We start from the raw sequence: 21306 nt of genomic DNA, 5'->3' as shown, positions 1-21306 counted from the left end.
TAAAACAAAAGACTCTCCAACAGGAGAGTCTTTTCCAATTTATAGCTCGTTCTTCAAACGCCCAATTCTACTTCTTCGCTTCCGCCAACTTCGGCGCGACCTTGATATGGAGTTGATCAAGCTGCGATCCGTCGACTTCGGAAGGAGCGTTCATAAGCAAATCCGTCGCGCTGGCCGTTTTCGGGAAAGCGATCGTTTCGCGCAGGTTGGAACGGCCCGTCAGCAGCATCACCAAGCGGTCGAAGCCGAAGGCAATTCCGCCGTGCGGCGGTGTGCCGTATTCGAACGCGTCCATCAGATAGCCAAATTTGTCTTGGGCTTCCTCTTGCGACAAGCCGATTGCTTTAAACATCTTCTCCTGCACATCGCGTTTGTAAATCCGCATCGAGCCGCCACCAACTTCGTAGCCGTTCAGCACGAGGTCGTAAGCTTGAGCGAGGATTTTGCCCGGGTCCGTGTCAAATAGAGGCAGATCCTCCTCACGCGGGCGGGTGAACGGATGATGCTCGGCGATATAACGTTTTTGCTCCTCGTCCCAGCCCAGCAACGGGAAGTCGACCACCCAAGCAAATTTATAGACGCTGTCGTCGATCAAGCCGAGATCGCGGCCGATTTTCAGGCGCAACGCACCGAGAACGTCCGCGACAACCTTTTTACTATCCGCGGAGAACAACAGCAGGTCGCCTTCTTCCGCGCCGGTGCGTTCCTTGATCGCTTCGATTTCCTGTTCCGTAAAGAACTTCACGATCGGACCGCGGAATTCGCCTTCCTTCACTTGAATCCAGGCGAGACCCTTCGCGCCGTAACGGGCCGCATAAGGTCCAAGATCGTCGATATCCTTCCGGCTCCATGTCCCGCAACCTTTGGCGTTCAGGACTTTCACTTCGCCGCCCTTCTCGATAACGGAGGCGAACACCTTGACGCCGCTTGTAGCAACCAGGTCGCTAACATTCACGAGCTCCAGGCCGAATCTGAGATCCGGCTTATCCGAGCCGTACTTATCCATCGCATCGGCATAGCTCAGGCGCTGGAACGGCGTAGGAATATCGATTCCCTTTGTTTCCTTGAACAGACGCACCACTAGCTTCTCCATCATCTCCAGCAGTTCGTCGCGCGACAGGAACGAAGTCTCAATGTCGACCTGCGTAAATTCCGGCTGGCGGTCAGCACGCAAATCCTCGTCGCGGAAGCAACGGGCGATTTGGTAGTAGCGTTCGATTCCGCTGACCATGAGCAGTTGCTTGTAAAGCTGAGGCGATTGCGGGAGAGCGAAAAATTCGCCCGGATGCACGCGGCTCGGCACAAGATAATCGCGCGCGCCTTCCGGCGAGCTCTTGGTCAGGATCGGAGTTTCTACTTCAATAAATCCTTCTCCGTCAAGGAAATCGCGGAACACCTTAGCCGCTTTGGAGCGCAGCCACAGCGTTTGCTGCATTTCCGGACGGCGCAGGTCGAGGTAACGGTATTTCAAGCGCAGCGATTCATCGACTTCGACGCCGTCTTCAATGAAGAACGGCGGCGTTTTCGCTGCATTCAACACTTCAATTTCCGTAATTTGCACTTCGATGTCACCGGTTGGCAGATTCGGATTGACCGTTTCGGCGTCCCGGGCTACGACTTTCCCCGTGACGGCCAGCACGTATTCGCTGCGCACCCGGTCGGCGATTTGCAGCGCTTCACCGGAATAAGCCGGATTAAAGACAATCTGTACGATACCGCTGCGATCACGCAGATCGATGAACAGGACGCCCCCCAAGTCGCGGCGGGTTTGCACCCAGCCGTTTAATGTAACGGTTTCTCCGATGTTCGCGGTACTCAGTGTCCCGCATTGATGCGTTCGTTTCATCGTAACTCCCCTTTTCGCGTTTTCGTTTTGTTTATAGTTTTGGTTATTTTAGCTCTTGAATCAGTTCGCTTAACTTCACTGTGCGCTGCTCGCCGTTTTCCATTGACTTCAGCGCGATTTCTCCGCGTTCCAGCTCATCGTCGCCGAGAATCGCGGTGTAGCGCGCCTGCATCCGGTCGGCGGATTTCATCTGCGCTTTCATCTTCCGGCCCAGGTAATCGCGTTCGGCGGAGATTCCCGCTTGCCGCAGCTTAAACAGCTGGGTCGTAATTTCCTTATCCGCCGCTTCGCCTAAGGCGATGAGATATACGTCAAGCGGCTTGACGGCGCCGACTTCGATCTCCTGCTTCTCCAGAATCAATGCAATCCGTTCGAGTCCCATTCCGAACCCGATGCCCGGCTGATCCGGGCCGCCCACCTCAGCCACCAGTCCGTTATAACGTCCGCCGCCGCCGATCGTATCGATCGCACCGATGCCTTGAGCCTTATATTCAAACGCAGTGTGCGTATAGTAGTCCAATCCGCGGACGAGACGAGGATTGATCACATAATCGACCTCCATCGCACTCAGCAGCTCCTGCACTTTCGCGAAATGTGAAGTACATTCCTCATCTAAGCTATCCAGAATGGAAGGTGCGCCAACGAACTTGTCCTGATCGTTCTTGCAGTCGAGCACGCGCAGTGGATTGCGTTCCATCCGAGCTTGGCAGTCTTTGCACAAGCTGTCCTTCATCGGCAGCAGGAACGCAAGCAACTTCTCACGATAGGCCGCCCGGCTAGCCGGATTACCAACGGAGTTGATCTCCACCTTTACGCCTTGCAGCCCCAGTTCGCGGCAAAACTGGTAACCCAGTGCCACGACTTCGGCGTCGATCGCCGGATCCGTCGCCCCAAACGCCTCTACCCCAAACTGGTGAAATTGGCGCTGCCGCCCGGCCTGTGGACGCTCATAGCGGAACATCGGCCCGATATAATACAGCTTGCTGACATCCGGTTCGCCGTAAAGCTTGTTCTCCACATAGGAACGAACGACGCCGGCGGTTCCTTCCGGACGCAGCGTCATGCTGCGCTCCCCTTTATCAAGAAACGTATACATTTCCTTCTCGACGATATCCGTCGTTTCCCCTACGCCCCGTTCGAACAGCGAGGTCTGCTCAAAAATCGGGGTACGGATTTCCCGGTAGTTAAAGCGCCGGCACAAATCTCTGACCTTCTCCTCGATAAATTGCCATTTCTCGACGGTTCCCGGCAGCAAATCTTGCGTACCCGTCGGTTTCTGAAAAGCCATATCGTTCATCCTCCATCTCAGACTCGTAAGCCAAAATAAAAAATCTCCCGTTCCTGTTTGATTCAAACAGGGACGAGAGATCGGTTCGCAATCACCCGTGGTGCCACCCACATTCCGAATTCGAAACCTGAGGTTGCCCAGTCACACTGACTGCGCGGCGTCCTCCATGTTCGCCTTCGCTTTAAGCGGTTATCGCCCGCCTACGCCATACGTCTACTCTCCAAGCGAAGGGTCGCTCTGGGATTTCGCCGTCGGTTCTCGGGGAAGTCTTTCGTTCAATCATCACCGGAATCCTTCCAGCCTGCTTCGCCATCCGAGTAACGGATTTGATACGTCCGTTAGACCGCCGTCGAAGTCGGGGATTCCTCTCTGTGGATGTGGGGTTGCACTACTTTCTCCCGTCATCGAATATTAGATGCAGTTCAATAGGTCACACTGTTATTTTTAGATTGTATGAAACCACCGCGCTAAAGTCAAGCCCGGACCCTTGAAAAATGTCTAAACAAAGAAAAAAACCTGTCACCAACGGGGTGCAGGTCCAAAAGGTATTATATTAAAAGGGGGTCATGCTGTTATTATAAACAAGCAATGTTAAGGGAACATGTATCTAATATTACAGTTATATTACAGAGCGTATTGAAAGCTCCAATCGGATTACGGCTCGGCGATGTAAGCTCCCTGCTCGCGCAATTTTCGCACGACGGTCTCATAATCGCTATCCTTAACGCTTGCGCTAAGTACGTATTTCCATCCTTGGGGCTCGTCACTGGTGTCGATGAGGGATTCCGACGCCATCGGCCGGTCCCCGGAAACGGCTTCGCTGCGCTCTCCGTTTAATGAATCACCCGCATATCGCTCTCCCATGACCGTAACGGGCAGCACACTCTGGACACCCCGCACCGTTCCGGGCACTGGAACGATTCCCGGGTTGTTCGCGCCCGATGCGCTGATTACCCCGTTATTTAAAGGTAACAGCGGAACCTGGAGCCGGTCGTCCTCTCCCCATTCGTTTGATACATGACCTGCTTCAACCTCATTGATATTGTAGGCCCGCAAAGTAATGCGCGCGCCTTCCACCTGATCTTCCGTATTGAAATAGGCCTGAATATGTTGGGTCATGCCCCATACCTCCTTATGATCAACTTCAGCTTCCCGGCCGAGGCAGCCATTCAGTAGAGGGCTTCGCCTCCGGCATCACAGCATCAAAGCGCTCCGGCTCGGCTAAGCGGGCCGACACCCGGGCTTCGCTGCGATGTCCCACCGGGATGAGCGGAATGGATTGCCAATCTCTCGATTTCGCGGATTGGTGCACGGTCAGCAACTCCTTTGGTCGTGTAGCTCTTTACCACAAGGTTGTACCAAAAACGGTCCGCTTATCCTTTAGAACCGCAAATCCTTCATTAAATTTAGAGGAAAATTTTCCATCTTGAGGTATAATGGGTCCAAATCCCGCATAAGGAGGTTTCCTCACATGAACCATTTGGGCTTTCGCCTACGCCATCCTACCCTAGACGATGCCCAGGCCGTTTGCGATCTGGTTGCCGTTTGCGACACCGAAGATCTCGGAGCGCCCGACATCGTTCTGGATGATGTTCTGAACATGTGGTCAGGCTTCGACCTGGATCATAACGTATGGGTGGCCGAGGATGAGAACGACGATCTGGTCGGATACGCCTTTCTAGAAGAGGACAGCGAAGAGAAGCTGTTCAGCTATGGCTGCGTACGGCCCTCCGCTCGCGGACGAGGAGTTGGTGCCGCGCTCGTGGCCGTGCTTGAAGCGCGTGCCCTGGCGCTCCGGGACGAATCCGGCAAGACCAAGCGCCTGCAAGGCATGATTCCCTCCTCGTGCAGCGATGCCGCAGCCTTGTTTGAGGGCCACGGGTTTGCCCCTATCCGCTACTTCAAACGGATGACACTCCGTTTGGAAGCCGAACCGGCTGCCGGTGTTTTGCCGGAACGCTTCGCCATTGTACCGTACGTTAAGGGACGAGACGAACAGGCCGTCTACGAAGCCTACACGGAAGCATTCGCCGACCATTGGGATTTTGCTGTGCCTTCCATCGAGAAGTTTATCGAAAGAACGCAACTGCCAACTTTCGAAGAGCGCTGGTGGCTGATCGCTTGGGATTCCGAGGAGGATACCGTTGCCGGTTTTGCGTTATGCCGCATGAGTGAAGACTTGTTGTTCATTGAACATTTGGGCGTCCGCCGCTGTTACCGAGGTCGCGGTCTGGCACTGGCCCTACTGCAGAATGTATTCGCTTCTTCCTACCGGGCGGGGCAAATCAACGTCTCCCTTGGCGTCGACGCCGCTAATCCAACGGGGGCTTACCGCCTTTATGAGAAAGCCGGGATGAAACCGGAAAATGAAATCAGCATTTATGAGAAAACCTTCCCGATTTCGGCCTCATAAAGAGAAGCGGGCCAGACGCACTTGATTCTTTGCGTCTTGGCCCGCTTTTGCCTCTTCATATTTAGATCTCGCCACCAGGGCTGTCCACAATCAAGGTGACCGGCCCCCAGTTCGTCAGCCCAACGTCCATTTCCGCACCGAACACCCCGGTTTCAACCGTCAATCCTTTAGCTCGAAGCAATTCATTAAACCGCTCGTACAGCGGCTCAGCCATTTCCGGCCGGGCCGCCGCCATAAAGTTCGGACGTCTGCCCTTGCGGCTATCGCCGTATAGGGTAAACTGAGAGACCGATAAAATCGCCCCGCCGATCTCCGTTACCGCGAGGTTCATTTTACCCGCTTCGTCTTCAAAAATCCGTAAGCCGGCGATTTTCTCCGCTAAATAGGCTGCATCCTGTTCGGTGTCCTGATGCGTCACGCCTACCAGTAGCATAAGACCGGGGCCGATCGCTCCGACCGTTTCTCCCCCTACGTTCACACGCGCCTCGCGGCAGCGCTGCACGACTACTCTCATCGATCTTCGAATCCTTTCTATCCGTTACTGCATGATCCGGTGTACCGTGTACACATCCTTCACCCGTTTGATCTTCTCCACAACAGACTGCAGATGATCGGTATTGCGGATCAGGATCGTCATATGCACCAAAGCCATTTTGTTCTTATCCGATCGGCCCGAAACGGCCGAAATATTCGTTTTGCTCTCCGATACCGCCTGTAACACTTCGTTTAGGAAGTTGCGGCGGTCGTGGCCGGTAATTTCGATGTCGACGCTGTAATTCGCTTCGATGGCCTCTTCCCATTCCACGTCTATCACGCGTGCGGCTTCTTCGCCGTCACCTCCGCCCGGAATGTTCGGGCAGTCGCTCCGATGCACCGATACGCCGCGGCCGCGGGTGATGTAGCCAACAATATCGTCGCCCGGAACCGGGTTACAGCATCTAGCAAAGCGGACAAGCAAATTGTCGATGCCCTTAACGACGACGCCATTCGTTGGACGGTGTCTGCGTTCTTCCGGTGCTTTTACTTCCTTGACCTCCGAGGTCAACTCGATATGCCCGGACGCCTCTTCCTGTTCCTTGCGCAGCTTCTCGGTCAGCTTGGTCACGACCTGCGAGGCGGTGATCCCGCCGAACCCGATCGCCGACAGCATGTCGTCGATGTCGTTGAAGGCGTATTTCTTCGCCGCCTCCAGCAGCTTGTCGTCGCTCATCCATTGGAAAGGCTCGATTCCTGCCCGCTTCAGCTCGCGTTCGATCGCCTCGCGGCCTTTTTCCACGTTCTCTTCGCGTTTTTCCTTCTTGAACCATTGCTTGATTTTGCTGCGGGCATGGGAGGATTGGGCGATTTTCAACCAGTCCTGACTTGGTCCGTACGAATGCTTGGACGTGAGAATCTCCACAATGTCCCCGGTTTTCAGCCGATGATCCAGCGGCACGATCCGTCCGTTCACCTTGGCCCCGATCGTCCGGTTCCCGACCTCGGTATGGATGCGGTACGCAAAATCCAGCGGCACCGAGCCCGCCGGCAACTCGATGACTTCCCCGGACGGCGTAAATACAAAGACGAGGTCCGAGAAGAAATCCATTTTCAGCGATTCCACGAACTCCGAAGCATCCTTCGCTTCATGCTGAAGCTCCAGGATTTCGTTAAAGAACGTGATTTTATTTTCCAAACCGCCGGTACCTGTGCCTTCCTTATATGCCCAGTGCGCCGCGATCCCGTATTCGGCCGTCCGGTGCATCTCCCAGGTGCGGATCTGAACCTCCGTGGGTTCCCCGTTCGGGCCAACGACCGTCGTATGCAGCGACTGGTACATGTTCGCCTTCGGCATGGCGATGTAATCCTTAAACCGCCCCGGCATCGGCTTCCACAACGTATGGATGATCCCCAGGGTCGCGTAACAGTCCTTGATATTGTCAACGATGATGCGAATGGCCAGCAGATCGTAAATTTCGTTGAACTGCTTGTTTTTCATCGTCATCTTCTTATAGACGCTGTAAATATGCTTTGGGCGCCCCGACAAATCCGCCTGCACGCCCATTTCCTCTAACTTCTCAAAGATGCGAGCGATGACGTTCTTGATGTACTCCTCGCGCTCCGCCCGTTTCTTTCGCATCAAGTTAGCAATCCGGTAATATTGCTGCGGGTTCAGGTATCGCAGGGCGATATCTTCCATCTCCCATTTGATGGCCGAAATCCCCAGACGGTTGGCAATCGGGCAGAAAATCTCCAACGTTTCGTAGGCGATTCGACGCTGACTCTCCTCCGACTGGTATTTGAGCGTTCGCATATTGTGCAGTCGGTCCGCCAGTTTAATGACGATCACCCGAATGTCCTGTGCCATCGCTATGAACATTTTGCGGTAGTTCTCGTTCTGCTGCTCCTCTTTGGATTGGAATTTAATCCGCTCCAACTTCGTCAACCCGTCGACGAGCAAAGCACAATCGCTGCCGAAATGCTCCTGTATCTCCTTTAAAGACACCGTCGTGTCTTCGACCACGTCATGAAGCAGGGCCGCAATGACCGACAGCGCATCCATTTGCATGTTTACAACAATATCCGCCACAGCCAAAGGATGAAGAATATAAGGTTCTCCGGATTTGCGAACCTGTCCGTGATGGGCTTCGTCCGCAAACTCGTACGCTTCCCGAATCCGATCGAGATCCGGTTCCTTTATATAGGCAGACGCCTTTTCGAGTAATTGCTCTATGCCCATTGAGATCCTGTTGATTCCTTTCTATATGAAAATATACTGAAAAAACGCATACAAGAGCATAATTCGCCTCATTTTGATTTCCTATAATTATGACTCTTGCGTTCCCTTCCGTCAACTCCGGGTATTGTCCCTGCACCAAGGACATCGGCATGGCTGAGCCTTCATGCAACCCTGGCCGTATGCCTACAGGCAAACCTAGGGAATGATGATGGAAGGATCAAAGGCAAAAGTCAAGTAATTTTCTGTTGAAAATTGTCGGCATAGTCATTATCCTATTAAGGATAGTTATCTTATGAACGTACCTATAGAGGAGTGAACGCGTTGCAACGTGAAATTCAAGTTAACGAGAAAGTCCCGTTCGGACCTGGCGTGCTGTTAAGCCTGCAGCACTTGTTTGCCATGTTCGGAAGTACGGTGCTGGTGCCTAACCTGTTTGGCGTAGACCCCGGCATGATCCTGCTAATGAACGGCATCGGCACCCTGCTCTACATCCTCATCTGTAAAGGAAAAATCCCTGCCTATCTGGGCTCCAGCTTTGCTTTCATCGCACCGGTTCAGGCGGTTCTGCTGAGTCATCCGGGGAACGGCTACGCCCTAGCGCTCGGCGCGTTCATCGTCACCGGCGTCATCTTCCTCTTGGTCGCCCTGCTGATCAAGTATGCCGGTACCAAGTGGATCGATGTTGTGTTTCCGCCTGCAGCCATGGGTGCCATCGTAGCTCTGATCGGTCTGGAGTTGATTCCGGTCGCTGCCGGAATGGCCGGATGGATCAGTGATGGCTCGGAGGGCTGGACGCCCAACGGGACGTACATCACGCTGTCGCTCGTAACGTTAGGCGTTACGGTACTTGGCGCGGTCTTGTTCCGCGGTTTTCCAAAGATCATCCACATCCTGATCGGGATCGTTACCGGTTATGTACTAGCCTACTTCATGGGCGAGGTGGACACCGCGGCTATTGCCAATGCGAAATGGTTTACCCTGCCGACGGTAACGACGCCGCAATGGGATACCTCCGCCATCATCTCGATCATACCGGTCGCGCTGGTCGTTATCGTGGAGCATATCGGCCATCTGCTGGTGACAAGCAACATCGTGGGCAAGGACTTGTCCAAGGATCCGGGCCTGCATCGATCGCTCATGGGGAACGGGATTTCTACGATCCTCTCCGGTTTTGTAGGATCGACGCCGAACACGACCTATGGGGAGAACATCGGCGTCATGGCGTTAACCCGCGTGTATTCCGTATTCGTAATTGGCGGCGCGGCCATCTTCGCGATTTTGCTTTCCTTCTCCGGGAAGTTCTCCACGTTGATCGCCGTGATCCCGCCTCCCGTTATGGGCGGCGTGTCCCTGCTCTTGTTCGGCGTGATCGCGGCCTCGGGCTTGCGTATCTTCGTTGAGCAGAAGGTCGACTTCTCCAAGCCGACCAACATGTTGTTGACGACGATCGTGCTCGTCATCGGTCTTAGCGGTACCACGCTGACCATGGGCAATGTCGCGCTGAAGGGCATGGCGCTGGCAACGATCGCGGGGATCCTGCTTAGCTTGTTCTTCAAGCTGATTCAGGTCCTGAAGCTAAGCAACGACAATGAGGACGCTGCGCATTAAGCTCACTCACTTAACAAACAAGGGGCTGTAGCCATGGATCACATGGCTACAGCCCCTTCTCTTCTTCGGCTTATTCGTACTTCACAAGCGAGAATACATCGATTTCCGGCAGCTTCTTGCGGCCGTTCAACTCGCTGAGCTCGATCAAGAACGCGGTGCCGACGACGTTGCCGCCCAACTGGCGAACCAGATTAACGGAGGTAGAAATCGTCCCCCCGGTTGCCAGCAAATCGTCAGCGATTAGGACGTTTTGCCCCGGTTTCACCGCATCGCTATGCATCGCCAAACGGTCCTTACCGTACTCTAGGTCGTATTCCACCTCAATCGTTTCATAGGGAAGCTTCCCGCTTTTGCGAATCGGCACAAACCCCACGCCCAGCGCGTAAGCCAGCGGCGCGCCAACCACGAAACCACGAGCCTCGGGACCGGCGATCAGATCGATCTTAAGATGGGACACCAACTGCTTCAGTTCATCGACCGCCTTGCGATACATGGCGCCGTCATTCAACAGCGTGGTAATGTCCTTGAAACTGATGCCAGGCTGAGGAAAATCAGGAATCACCCGAATGTACTCTTTAAAATCCAAACCAATCTCCTCCTAGTTCAAATGCGTGCGAAATCATTTCATTTTCTCGAAAAATCATTTATGAAGCTCCCTGAATATGGGTTAGCATCCATTCAGTAATTTCCGGCACCCGACCAAACTGCAGCATCTGCTCGATCTCAGCCAGCACTCCCAGCTCTCGATAACGGCTTGAGGTTTCCAAGGCCTGCTTGGAAGGTGACGGATGGAGCCGAATCATTCCAGATGCCCGGATGATAAATCCTAGTTCTTCAAACACACCGAGCGACATCTCCAGCATTCGCTGGGACCAGCCGGTACGTTTCGCAAGCGCAGCCAACAGATCTTCCTCGCGCAATCCCTGTTCCGCCCCACGATAGATCAAGCTGTACACCAGCTTGAACTGATCCCGAGAAGGCGGTTCGATTCGCTCCTGCGGCGCTCGCGGCGAATGTAACATATAGATGCGCTCCAATCCGGCAAAAGCGGACATCATCCCGGTCCATCCCTCCGGCGATTCCGGAAGTTCCATGACAAACAGCGTCGTCATCGCGTCTTTCCCCGCCGATTGTGCGAGGTCATTCCCAGGAAGCGCGCCAACGTTCTTATCATATACCCAAACCGGGGTATCCTTCAAATCACGGGACTGGTAAAAAGCGGAACCCGCGTTAAGCACAACGGCGGATGTTCCCGAACCGCAGGCGGGTAGCTTTGCCAGCTTGCCGCGCAGCTCCTCCAGCAGAAGCGCCGGATTCCGGGAGCCGCGGTAATCGAATACCTGCAGGTGCGAGACTGCCAGGTCCTGGATCATCAACTGCGGCTTGCGGGCCCCATTCCATTCGTTGATTCCGGCTTCGGCGACGATATCAACCCGTGCTTCCTCCGCAAGCAGTGAGGCCAATTCGCCCTTGCCGAACGCGACCGCTTCTACGGTCTTTCCGTTTTGGCCGAGAATCAGCTTCAAGTGCTTGCCGTCTTTGCCCATCTGTCGGCACTCCAGTAGTTTCAGATCCTTCAGAAGCAACCTTGGGCAAGCGTTAGCCATACCGAACGGCGCAAGATGCTGAAGCTGCTCGATGGCTTGGAGCGTGACGTCCTTCAAGGAGCAAGCCAAATCCGTTTGCAAGACCGGCACGAAATGCTCTGGACGAAGCCGGTCGGCAGCAAATGCATTTAGTCGCCGGCCGAATTCCTCCAAATGCTCCCGGCCAAGGGACATGCCCGCCGCGGAAGGATGCCCGCCGTAATGATCCAATAGGTCGGCGCAATCCGTTAACGCTTCATAAATGTCGAAGCCGGGGATGGAACGGGCCGAGCCTTTACACTCCCCGGTTTCCGGGTGGATGCCCAGCACAATAGTCGGGCGAAAATAACGTTCCAGCAATTTGGAGGCGACGATCCCGACGACGCCGGCGTTCCAGCCTTCGCCGGCTACGACGATCACGTCGGGTAATCCCTCCGCCTCCGCCTGGCCTTCCAATTGCTGAAGCGCCTCTTCAACCATGTCCTCAACGAGCATTTGACGCTCTTTATTAAGCACATCCAGCTCCTCGGCAATCGCTTCAGCCTCTTCCATGCTCTCTGCCGTCAGCAAGGAGACAGCTCGGTTAGCGTGGCTCATGCGGCCACTGGCGTTGATCCGCGGTGCCAATCCAAAGGCGACCGCTGTCGAAGTCACTTCTCCGCTGGACCAGCCGGAGGTCCCGAGCAGCGCCGTCATTCCCGGGAAGGCCGATCGCGCCATCGAGGCGAGACCTGCCTTGACGATGACGCGGTTTTCTCCGGTCAACGGCATGAGATCGGCGATCGTCCCCAAAGCGGCGAGCTCTGTCCATGCTTCAGGGGTTTCATCCCCGAGCAGCGCCTGAGCCAGCTTATAGGCTACTCCGACTCCAGCCAACCCCTTAAAGGGATATGTGCAGTAGGGAAGCTTGGGGTTAATCAAGGCATACGCTTCTGGCAGAACCGCCGGGGGTTCGTGGTGATCGGTGACGATCACGTCCATCCCGGCCGCATTGGCGTATGCCACCTGATCAACCGCGCTAATTCCCGTATCTACCGTCACGAGCAGCGTAAAGCCCTTCTTATGAAAATGCTCTAATACCGGAATATGCAGGCCGTAACCTTCTTTAGTTCGGTGCGGAATATAAAAGTCATAGGTAGCGCCGAGGCGCCTCATCAGATAAATCATCAACGTCGTGGACGAAACGCCGTCGGCGTCGTAATCCCCATAGATCAAGATCCGTTCGCCTTCTTCCACCGCGCGGCGGATACGAGGAACGGCTTCCTTCATGCCGCTAAGCAGTAAGGGGTCATGTTGATCCACAAGGCTTCCTTTTAAGAAAAGCTCCGCCTCCGCTGAGTTCTCCATCCCCCGCGTAACCAACAAAGACGCGAGCAGCGGGGAAATGTTCAAATGACCGGCGAGCCGGCTGGCAGCCTCTTCGTCGCAGGGCAGCGGTGTCCAGCGGTATTTGGAATGAAGCAAAAGCGGCACCTTCTTTCTTCCTGTCAGTTCTTTCCCAGGGCCGGCTTACTGAAGCAAGTTCGGCAAATCGCTATCCGATTCCTCGGTATTGCTCTTGTACGGATACCCCGCCTCATAAGGCGCGACATGAATCCGAACATCAGTGATATGGGAAAATCGGTTTAGTAACAGCATTTTAGCTCGATTGGCGATGTCATTGGCTTCCATAACGGTGATCTTGGGGTTAACGCAAATTTTGGCCGTCACGGTCACATAATGGCCGTTCTCCTGTGCCTTCAAATCGTCTACGGTGATCACACCATGCACGCGCTGTACCGTTTCTACCAATGAAGCGGCATCTTCTTCGCGGAGCTGCGGCGCAGACGAACCGTAGATGGAGCGCTTCACCAGCCGATAGACTTGAAACAGCACATGCAAGGCTACGAGAATCGCTGCACTCGGTTCAAGATACACCATGGCCGGTAAATCCCAGGCTTGGCCTCCCATCGCTCCAAAGACCCCGGCCAGTACAATGACGGAGGAGAACAGGGAATGACGGTGTTTCTCGACGATCGGTTGCAAGTCAAAACCCGCCTTCCTGCGGGAAGACCGCATCTTGATCTGAAACAGGGCTTCCCGTAAAGCCATGGACAGGAGCACGGCCGCCAAGACGAAGGTTTCCGGCGGAGCCGTATCTGCCTCGGCGATGTCGGTGAAAGCCGCAATCCCTAGCTCCACCCCACCCATGAGCAGAAAGACGGAGAAGAAAATGGTTGGCAGCGGCTCGGGCGCCTCTTTGCCCGTAGGCGTCAAACCGAACTGCCGTAAACGGAGATTTCCCGGGCCGGGCAGCCTAGCAGCGACGCCAGCGGCGGCATCATACGCGGAATATAAAGCCCCGCCCAGTAAAGCCAAGCTTCCATACAGCAAACCCACCGTCCCCAAGAATACGGCTAGGACGATATCCCCCACGATGCCGGGCCAGGCTGTGGGTGCCGGAATTACGGCTTGTTCTCGTGTCATAATCACCCTCCTGATGCACGTAAAAACGGAAAAGTTGCGAAAGCCGCGTCATAAGACGCGGCTCTATCCATATCCAGCTCATGTATTGGTGGTTCAATCAGGCATAGCGGCCGCTTAGGATGCTTTGGCCGGTTTATGCTTTTGCTTGCTCTTCAGGACGAACCAGAGTGGGCTGGCGATAAAGATGGAAGAATATGCCCCGAACAACAGGCCGATTACCATCGCCAGCGAGAACATCCGGATCGACTCCCCGCCCAGCAGGAAAAGGAAGAACGCAGCTACGAACACCGTTAACGCGGTATACAAGGAACGCATGATCGTTTGCGCTACGCTTTGGTTTACCAGTTTGATCAGATCCTCGCGAGACTTCTGCTTGGAGAAACGCAGATTTTCCCGAATCCGGTCAAAGATAACGATCGTATCATTGATGGAGTAACCGATAATCGTCAATACCGCTACGATAAAGGTCAAATCAACTTCGAGCCGGAAAATGGAGAAGACGGCAATGACCATAAAGGCGTCATGGAGCAACGCTACGATCGCGGCCACAGCAAACCGCCACTCAAACCGGATGCTGACGTAAATGATAATCCCTAGGCAGGAGATCAAAACGGCATAAATTGCGTTGCGTGCCAGCTCCTTGGCCATTTCCGGGTCAACCGTATTCACCTCGAACGAAGCTTTATCGTCCAATTTCGTAATTTCCGCTTTCAGCTTCGCGTCATTATCCTCGCTAAGCACTTTCGTAAAACGGATGTTCATCCGGTCTTGTCCGGGACTGATGGTTGCCTCATTCTCATCGATGCCCATATTCTTTAGAATCGGGCTGATTTGTTCGGCCGTCAACGGCTTGGACAGCGAGATATCTACATTAGATCCCGCTTTGAAGTCGACGCTATAGTTCAAGCCGAAAAACGACAAACAGATAAGGCCGGCAATCGTCAGAACGATTGACAGGGTGTAGAAGTATTTACTCAGATGGACGTAATCCAAATTCTTTTTAAAGCTCACGAATGTCACGCTCCTTCACACCGAAGTACTTCGGTTTCAACAGCTTGCCGGCTTTTAGCAGCAGGTTCAGCAGGAAACGGGAGAGATAGATATTCGTGGCGATACTGAGTACGATTTCCACGATGAGCACCAAGGCAAAGCCTTTGACGGCCCCCGTACCATACGCATACATAACGGCCGCAACGATGATCGTCGTAATCTGCGAATCCAGTACTGTACGCAGGGAATGCTTGTCCCCGGCTTTGACAGCAGACATAATGCTTTTGCCGGTCCGCATTTCCTCATGAATCCGTTCATTGGTTATGATGTTGGCGTCAACCGCCATCCCGATCCCGAGAATGAAAGCCGCAATCCCCGGAAGGGTTAATGTAAAGTCCGCCCAAACGAACACGAGAATGAGCAGCCAAGTATGCACGATCAGCGTAAACGCGGCAATCAAACCTGGAACCCGGTACATCCCAATCATGAATAACAGGATGAACAGCGAGCCGATCAGACCGGCTTCGATCGTTCTGTCCAGCGATTGTTTACCCAGGGTTGCTCCGACGCTTTGGGAATATTTCTCCGTCAGGTTCAATGGAAGCGCACCAAGGTTAATCTTATCGCGCAATTCCTTCGCTTTATCCAAATCACCGCCAACGCTGATTTGCGCAGACCCATCGGTCAAAACCGCTTGAACGACCGGATCGGAGACCAGTTCTTCGTTCATATAAATCGCCAAGGGTTGGCCCAGCAAGCGTTTGGTTACTTCGGCAAACTTCTCTTTGCTTTTCACTTTAATGCTGACAACCGGTTCATTCATTTGAGTGAATTCCAGTTTAGCCCCGTTGGCGGCAAAGTCCGTGCCGATCATTTCGATCTTGTTGTACTCGTCGGCATTTTTCTCTGTACCGTCCTTACTGCGGAACGTCAGCGAAGCAGGTTCTTTCATCGTCTTGCGTACCGTCTCTTCGTCGGTCACACCGGCCACTTTCAAACGGATCCGGTTAGTGCCTTCCGTCGTTACTTCCGGTTCGCTTGTCCCTAGTTTGTTGGCCCGGTCCTCCAGGCTCTTCGCTGTTTGGATCAAGGACTCCTTCGTGACCTGGCCTCCGCCTTCAAGCGGACTGGCTTCATATAGAATCTCAAAGCCGCCTTTCAGATCAAGGCCGAGACGTACGTTGTTTAACAGGTCGGGGGTTGTCCATGCCATGATGCCAAACGAGACAACCACGACGGTTATGAATGCGATAATTCTTTTCATCCCGTACTTCTTTCCCCTTTCAATTTCTCAATATTCCTATTATAGCGATGGCCGAAAAACCAGTCAATTTATCTAATATTGTCAATTTGATTAACGACCGGCACGAAAAAAAAGATCCCATTCAATCTAAACGGGATCCCCGATAAGCGGACATCGTCATATAGTTCATAAACTGGGTTACTTTCAGAGAAAGAATGTCATTGACCAGTTGATACAAGGGAGGGACTCCGCCCTTCTCGTATTTATGGCTGATACACTCCCAAATGTCAGGTCCAGTGATATGCTCGTACCCGATTAGCTGGAATTCTTCGGCTTTGCTACGGCACAAGCTTTCGACAGCCTCGTTCAATTGTTGGTCCGTCATTTGATCTTCAGCCACGCTTCAAGCCTCCTTCGAAAACCCGTCTTATTACATTCTACCCTAAATCTCCGAATCCTGCTTAGAAGAGTTCTTCCATTTTCAAAACTTGCAAAAAAGACAAGTCATGAACCGGGACAGGTTTGTCATATCCATGAAGAGAGAGGTTGTACAGCCTCGTTTACGAGTTTATTAGGCAGCTTATCGGCATCGAGTTTTTGCCAGATCCAACGAGCGCTGCAGGGGGAGTGGAGTTTCGATTGAATAAACAAACCTTTATCCAGGGTACGATGATCCTGTTGGTGGCAGGGATCGTGAACCGCCTCCTGGGCTTCATTCCACGCATCATGCTGCCCCGTGTGATCGGGGCCGAAGGCGTTGGGCTGTACCAGCTCGGATATCCGTTTTTTCTCGTGCTGGTTACGATTATTACCGGCGGTATTCCTCTCGCCGTGGCTAAGCTGGTGGCAGAAGCGGAATCCTCGGGCAAACCGGAGCGATCTGTGTCGATTTTGCGGACAAGCTTGGTGTTTACAACGGCAGCCGGCTTTCTTTTTACTTTTCTCTGTTTATTTGGCGCCCCCTGGGTCACCAAGTATGTTCTCACCGATCCACGTGTTTATCATACGTTTATCGCCATGAGTCCGATGATCATCATCGTTTCGGTATCATCGGTCTATCGCGGGTATTTCCAGGGGAAGCAGGATATGATCCCCTCGGCGGTTTCCTCGATCATGGAGACGGTCGCCCGAATCATCGGTGTCCTCTGGTTTTCTTACTTGCTCCTCCCAATGGGGATCGCCTACGCAGCCGCAGGGGCGATGCTTGGCGTCGTAGCCGGCGAAGTGGTCGGCATGGGCGTCTTGCTGTGGCAATACCGCCGACTGCAGCGGCGGGAGCGATTGGAGTCCTCCAAACCAAGCGCCATCGCGGATCTCCCCACGGACATCGCCAACTCGGACGAACCTTTAACCTCCACCGAATCTCCGTTTGGAGCCACACTGCGCCGGATTCTGCGCATCGCCATACCGGTGACAGGCAGCCGACTAGTCGGTTCGTTATCCTACCTGCTGGAGTCGATCACGACCGCGCGAAGTCTGGCAATCGCCGGTGTAGGGGTCGCCGTGGCCACCTCCCAGTACGGAGCGCTGCAGGGGATGATCATCCCACTGCTTCTGCTTCCCGGGGCGCTGACGTCTTCGCTTGCCGTATCGCTGGTTCCCTCCCTGGCCGAAGCCCAGGCACGCGGAGATGTCAAAACGATCCATTTACGACTGCATCAATCCATACGGCTTGCCCTCGTTACCGGTGCTCCGTTTGCCGCGATCATGTTCGTTCTAGCTGAACCGATTTGTAGGCTGGTTTATAACGATGACTCCATCGGAGGCATGCTTAAGATCATGGCGCCATTTGCCCTCTTGCTGTATATCCAAACACCGCTCCAGGCCACGTTGCAGGCTCTGGACAAACCGGGGCGTGCGCTCATCAATACGCTGGTTGGGGCTATTATCAAAATTTCCCTGATCTTCTACCTTGCCTCCAATCCGGCGCTAGGTATCTACGGTGCGATTATCGCGATTATCGTCAACTTTATCATCGTTACAGTCATGCACGGGTACAGCGTGTCCAAGACACTTCGCTACCGTTTGCCCTTCCTTGATATGCTCAAGGTTAGTGCTGCAATGGTCATTATGGCTGCCGCCGCTGACTATTTCTATAAGAACCTTGTCCTCAGCTCACAGATGGGATGGCAATTCTTAATAGCGGCGATGCTGTCCGGGTTGCTGTATTTAGCTCTTGCCGGAATCATGGGATTGTTTGATCTTCAGGACCTCAAGCGGCTTCCCATCTTTGGCAAATGGTTCCGAAACCGAATGTAATCCGCTGTGATTATTTCTCGTCCATTGCATTGATATAAAGCTTTCCTTTATGATCGATGCTGCAAAAGAACACCTGTTTAAAATCCGTCAATCCCTTCGACTGGATTTGATTTTTCAGCCAAAAGCGGGTTTTCCCGATTTGCTTCAGGTTCTCATCGTTCACCTTGCCATCCATAATGAGCGGCAACGGAAGCGCCTCGAATTTGATTTTCGCGGACAGACTGGCTTCCCGTTTTGGGGCTTGTTGCCCCCCCTTCCCTTGTTCGGACTTGTCCTTGGGAACCACGCTTAGTTGTCCGCTCGTTTCCAATACGGCAAATTCGACGTCGGCTACGCTATCGACCTTTTGCGAGCGCAACTGCATCAGCAAATCGTCCAAATTGTAGCGCTGACGCCTCATTTCTTTCCGGTTGATTTGCCCATTTCGAATGATGACGCTCGGTTTGCCGTCAAACCACAACCTCACCCTGCGAAACCGGAGCGACAGCATCGCGATCGCAATTTGGATCAGCAACAACGTCAGCATGGGGACAATTCCGTCATAGATCGGCCGATCGATATCTTCCAGGGCAAAAACGGCGATTTCCGCGATCATGACTGAGATCACCAGGTCGAAGATGGATAGCTCGCCGATTTCTCTTTTTCCCATAATACGCATGACTCCGAACACCATGAAATACATCAGGACGGTTCGGAAGATATGGTTTGCCATATGCTCAACCATGGGCAATCCCTCCTCGATCTAGAAGTTCGCACAAGACATGGTATAGCTATTCTGACCGCCCCTTCTCCTTTCCATGCGAAATATCACAGGTTAAAATGCGGGAAGCTTGCAATAATCTTCCTCGCTCAATTTGGCCAAGTCAGGTCTATCTGGGAAAGCTTGACCATAAAATGGGGTAAAACGTCTGTCGTAGACATTGAAGACAGGAGGCCGACCACAATGCATTTGTTCCGCCGATTTTTCGGGATTCGTTTGTCTCAACCCACCGTTGCCGGGTTATGGTATGGATTTTTGTGGATGATGATTGGCGCATTGATTTTATCCTTATTACTCCAAGGAGACATGCTGGAAGAGTTCGAAATGACGTTATATACCTATCTCGTGCATGTAGCTGCCGTCTTGTTCGGGGGGATCGTATCCGGCAAGCGCGCGAAACAGAAAGGATGGTATCAAGGGGCTCTGACCGGAGCGCTTTATGTGCTGCTTTTGCTGCTGATCAGCTTTCTAGCCATGGATACGTCCCTAGGCTTTCAGGAATGGGCTTTGATCCTGCCGGGGTTTGTCATTGGTGCCATTGGGGGAATGATCGGGGTAAATTTGGGTCGAAAATAATCTGAGGTATATAAGAAAAAGAGCCTGTTCGCAACAGGCTCTTTCTTGGTTTGTCTTTATCGCGATTAACCTTCCGACTCTTTAATGGCGTGACTGATCGCGCTGCGGTCAAACGTCAGCTTGGTTACATCATTGACGCGAAGCACTACCGTGTCGTTAGTAAGCTCCATAATCGTCCCATGCAGACCACCGATCGTCACGATCTTGTCGCCTTTCTTAAGAGCGTTCAGCATCGTAGAGCGCTGCGATTGCTTTTTCTTCTGCGGGCGAATCAGTAGGAAGTAAAAAACGGCGATCATAATTACAAACGGAATGATCATGGTGACCAGCGAACCGCCGGCCGGCTGTTGTGCGGCATACTGAAAGAACATGTCTTATCCCCCTTTCTAAAATCGCTAACGGTATAGCTTAAAATCCTTTGTCATTGCCAAACAGACCGTACTGTTCAAAAAATTCATCCCGGAAACTCAACAACCGATCGTCCATAATCGCCTGACGGACTTTACCCATCAGATTGATCAGAAAATGCAGATTATGGTATGTAGTTAACCGCAGCCCAAACGTCTCGTCGGCTTTGATTAGGTGGCGAAGATACGCCCTGGAGTAATTCCGGCAGGTATAACAGTCGCATTCGGGATCCAGCGGTCCGAAATCGTTGGCATACTGAGCGTTGCGTACTACGAGCCGTCCTTGGCTGGTCATCGTCGTACCGTTACGCGCAATCCGAGTCGGCAAGACGCAGTCGAACATGTCGATACCGCGAATCGCTCCTTCGATCAACGCGTCCGGCGAACCGACCCCCATCAAATAACGCGGCTTGTTCGCCGGCAACAGGGGAACGGTATATTCCAGCACTTCATACATCAGCGGCTTAGGCTCGCCTACACTCAGTCCACCAATAGCATACCCCGGGAAATCTAGCGAAGTCAAATCGCGTGCGCTTTGCTTACGTAGGTCCTCATACATGCCGCCTTGAACAATGGCAAACAGCCCTTGATCCTGAGGACGGGCATGGCTTTGCAAGCAACGTTCCGCCCAACGGGTCGTGCGCTCCAGCGAGTTCTTGACGTAGTCGTATTCCGCCGGATACGGCGGGCATTCGTCAAACGCCATCATGATGTCCGAGCCTAACGCATTCTGGATTTCCATGGCCACTTCCGGAGAGAGGAACAGTTTGTCTCCGTTCAGATGGGAGCGGAAATGTACGCCTTCCTCCGTGATTTTGCGCATCTCGCTGAGAGAGAACACCTGGAACCCGCCGCTATCCGTCAAAATGGCCCGGTCCCAGTTCATGAATTTATGCAATCCGCCTGCTTGGCGAATGATCTCGTGTCCTGGCCGCAAAAAGAGATGGTACGTATTGCTCAAGATGATCCGAGCATCCATTTCCTTCAGTTCTTCCGGACTCATTGTTTTCACGGTGGCTTGCGTCCCGACCGGCATGAACACCGGCGTGTCAAACGAACCGTGCGGGGTATGCACACGTCCAAGCCGGGCGCCGGATTGCTTGCAGGTCTTGATATGTTCATAGGTTATTGCTGCTGCCAATCTGATC

19 protein-coding genes are annotated in these 21306 nt (G+C 53.4%); 4 read left to right on the top strand and 15 right to left on the bottom strand.

Going from position 1 to position 21306, the window contains the following annotated elements; genetic code table 11:
- Positions 1-67 precede the first annotated feature (67 nt).
- The 4 genes from aspS to IM700_RS21675 form a co-directional block, all read right to left on the bottom strand.
- Positions 68-1846 (bottom strand): aspartate--tRNA ligase, encoded by a 1779-nt coding sequence (gene aspS / locus IM700_RS21690; protein ID WP_193418935.1) that lies wholly within the window; start codon positions 1844-1846, stop codon positions 68-70.
- A 43-nt stretch (positions 1847-1889) separates the two neighbouring features.
- Positions 1890-3134, bottom strand: coding sequence for a histidine--tRNA ligase (gene hisS / locus IM700_RS21685; RefSeq protein ID WP_193418937.1), 1245 nt, complete (start codon positions 3132-3134; stop codon positions 1890-1892).
- 654 nt (positions 3135-3788) lie between these two features.
- On the bottom strand, positions 3789-4253 hold the full coding sequence (locus IM700_RS21680; RefSeq protein WP_155608738.1) for a hypothetical protein: 465 nt from the start codon (positions 4251-4253) through the stop codon (positions 3789-3791).
- 25 nt (positions 4254-4278) lie between these two features.
- A complete protein-coding gene (locus IM700_RS21675; protein WP_193418939.1) occupies positions 4279-4446 on the bottom strand; it encodes a hypothetical protein in 168 nt (55 codons plus the stop codon).
- Between the two features lie 159 nt (positions 4447-4605).
- Here IM700_RS21675 and IM700_RS21670 point away from each other — a divergent pair, with 159 nt between their 5' ends.
- Entirely contained in the window at positions 4606-5547 is a 942-nt protein-coding gene (locus tag IM700_RS21670) for a GNAT family N-acetyltransferase (protein ID WP_193418941.1), read from the top strand.
- Between the two features lie 61 nt (positions 5548-5608).
- Here the strand turns inward: IM700_RS21670 and dtd are convergent, their stop codons facing one another.
- Both dtd and IM700_RS21660 read right to left on the bottom strand, forming a co-directional pair.
- Complete coding sequence (gene dtd / locus IM700_RS21665; protein ID WP_193418943.1) at positions 5609-6061, bottom strand: D-aminoacyl-tRNA deacylase; 453 nt, start codon at positions 6059-6061, stop codon at positions 5609-5611.
- A gap of 24 nt (positions 6062-6085) precedes the next feature.
- The gene (locus IM700_RS21660; RefSeq protein ID WP_193418945.1) at positions 6086-8263 is read right to left on the bottom strand and encodes a RelA/SpoT family protein; all 2178 of its coding nucleotides are present in this window, start codon (positions 8261-8263) and stop codon (positions 6086-6088) included.
- 321 nt (positions 8264-8584) lie between these two features.
- Here IM700_RS21660 and uraA point away from each other — a divergent pair, with 321 nt between their 5' ends.
- Positions 8585-9871: a uracil permease gene (gene uraA, locus IM700_RS21655; protein WP_193418946.1), complete on the top strand. Its 1287-nt coding sequence runs from the start codon at positions 8585-8587 to the stop codon at positions 9869-9871.
- A gap of 70 nt (positions 9872-9941) precedes the next feature.
- Here the strand turns inward: uraA and IM700_RS21650 are convergent, their stop codons facing one another.
- From IM700_RS21650 to IM700_RS21625, 6 genes are all read right to left on the bottom strand, one after another.
- Entirely contained in the window at positions 9942-10457 is a 516-nt protein-coding gene (locus IM700_RS21650; protein WP_155608744.1) for an adenine phosphoribosyltransferase, read from the bottom strand.
- A 58-nt stretch (positions 10458-10515) separates the two neighbouring features.
- Positions 10516-12921, bottom strand: a complete 2406-nt coding sequence (recJ, locus tag IM700_RS21645; protein ID WP_193418972.1) for a single-stranded-DNA-specific exonuclease RecJ — start codon at positions 12919-12921, stop codon at positions 10516-10518.
- Between the two features lie 45 nt (positions 12922-12966).
- Entirely contained in the window at positions 12967-13923 is a 957-nt protein-coding gene (locus IM700_RS21640) for a cation diffusion facilitator family transporter (RefSeq protein ID WP_193418948.1), read from the bottom strand.
- Positions 13924-14037: 114 nt separating this feature from the next.
- Positions 14038-14934 (bottom strand): protein translocase subunit SecF, encoded by an 897-nt coding sequence (secF, locus tag IM700_RS21635; protein WP_193418950.1) that lies wholly within the window; start codon positions 14932-14934, stop codon positions 14038-14040.
- Entirely contained in the window at positions 14924-16177 is a 1254-nt protein-coding gene (secD, locus tag IM700_RS21630; protein WP_155608746.1) for a protein translocase subunit SecD, read from the bottom strand. Before secD ends, secF begins: the two co-directional genes overlap by 11 nt.
- Before the next feature lie 121 nt (positions 16178-16298).
- Positions 16299-16541, bottom strand: a complete 243-nt coding sequence (locus tag IM700_RS21625; RefSeq protein ID WP_155608758.1) for a post-transcriptional regulator — start codon at positions 16539-16541, stop codon at positions 16299-16301.
- A gap of 254 nt (positions 16542-16795) precedes the next feature.
- Between IM700_RS21625 and spoVB the strand changes: the two genes are divergently transcribed.
- The gene (gene spoVB / locus IM700_RS21620) at positions 16796-18415 is read left to right on the top strand and encodes a stage V sporulation protein B (RefSeq protein WP_193418954.1); all 1620 of its coding nucleotides are present in this window, start codon (positions 16796-16798) and stop codon (positions 18413-18415) included.
- A 10-nt stretch (positions 18416-18425) separates the two neighbouring features.
- Here the strand turns inward: spoVB and IM700_RS21615 are convergent, their stop codons facing one another.
- A complete protein-coding gene (locus IM700_RS21615) occupies positions 18426-19139 on the bottom strand; it encodes a DUF421 domain-containing protein (RefSeq protein WP_193418956.1) in 714 nt (237 codons plus the stop codon).
- A gap of 219 nt (positions 19140-19358) precedes the next feature.
- Between IM700_RS21615 and IM700_RS21610 the strand changes: the two genes are divergently transcribed.
- The gene (locus IM700_RS21610) at positions 19359-19751 is read left to right on the top strand and encodes a TIGR04086 family membrane protein (RefSeq protein WP_155608749.1); all 393 of its coding nucleotides are present in this window, start codon (positions 19359-19361) and stop codon (positions 19749-19751) included.
- Between the two features lie 65 nt (positions 19752-19816).
- Here IM700_RS21610 and yajC read toward each other — a convergent pair whose 3' ends face one another.
- Complete coding sequence (gene yajC / locus IM700_RS21605) at positions 19817-20122, bottom strand: preprotein translocase subunit YajC (protein WP_155608750.1); 306 nt, start codon at positions 20120-20122, stop codon at positions 19817-19819.
- A 37-nt stretch (positions 20123-20159) separates the two neighbouring features.
- On the bottom strand, positions 20160-21299 hold the full coding sequence (gene tgt / locus IM700_RS21600; protein WP_155608751.1) for a tRNA guanosine(34) transglycosylase Tgt: 1140 nt from the start codon (positions 21297-21299) through the stop codon (positions 20160-20162).
- Between the last annotated feature and the right edge of the window lie 7 nt (positions 21300-21306).

It is taken from the genome of Paenibacillus rhizolycopersici, assembly GCF_014947195.2.
GTDB lineage: Bacteria > Bacillota > Bacilli > Paenibacillales > Paenibacillaceae > Fontibacillus > Fontibacillus rhizolycopersici.
The sequence above is the reverse complement of the archived record's forward strand: the minus strand, read 5'-3'. Positions and strand labels throughout refer to the sequence as shown.

Coding starts and splice junctions, on each gene's coding strand:
- secD (WP_155608746.1), bottom strand. CDS start 16,177: ATGAAAAGAATTATCGCATTCATAACCGTCGTGGTTGTCTCGTTTGGC.
- yajC (WP_155608750.1), bottom strand. CDS start 20,122: ATGTTCTTTCAGTATGCCGCACAACAGCCGGCCGGCGGTTCGCTGGTC.
- IM700_RS21615 (WP_193418956.1), bottom strand. CDS start 19,139: ATGGTTGAGCATATGGCAAACCATATCTTCCGAACCGTCCTGATGTAT.
- IM700_RS21670 (WP_193418941.1), top strand. CDS start 4,606: ATGAACCATTTGGGCTTTCGCCTACGCCATCCTACCCTAGACGATGCC.
- dtd (WP_193418943.1), bottom strand. CDS start 6,061: ATGAGAGTAGTCGTGCAGCGCTGCCGCGAGGCGCGTGTGAACGTAGGG.
- IM700_RS21680 (WP_155608738.1), bottom strand. CDS start 4,253: ATGACCCAACATATTCAGGCCTATTTCAATACGGAAGATCAGGTGGAA.
- IM700_RS21660 (WP_193418945.1), bottom strand. CDS start 8,263: ATGGGCATAGAGCAATTACTCGAAAAGGCGTCTGCCTATATAAAGGAA.
- IM700_RS21640 (WP_193418948.1), bottom strand. CDS start 13,923: ATGACACGAGAACAAGCCGTAATTCCGGCACCCACAGCCTGGCCCGGC.
- IM700_RS21610 (WP_155608749.1), top strand. CDS start 19,359: ATGCATTTGTTCCGCCGATTTTTCGGGATTCGTTTGTCTCAACCCACC.
- aspS (WP_193418935.1), bottom strand. CDS start 1,846: ATGAAACGAACGCATCAATGCGGGACACTGAGTACCGCGAACATCGGA.
- hisS (WP_193418937.1), bottom strand. CDS start 3,134: ATGGCTTTTCAGAAACCGACGGGTACGCAAGATTTGCTGCCGGGAACC.
- IM700_RS21625 (WP_155608758.1), bottom strand. CDS start 16,541: ATGACGGACCAACAATTGAACGAGGCTGTCGAAAGCTTGTGCCGTAGC.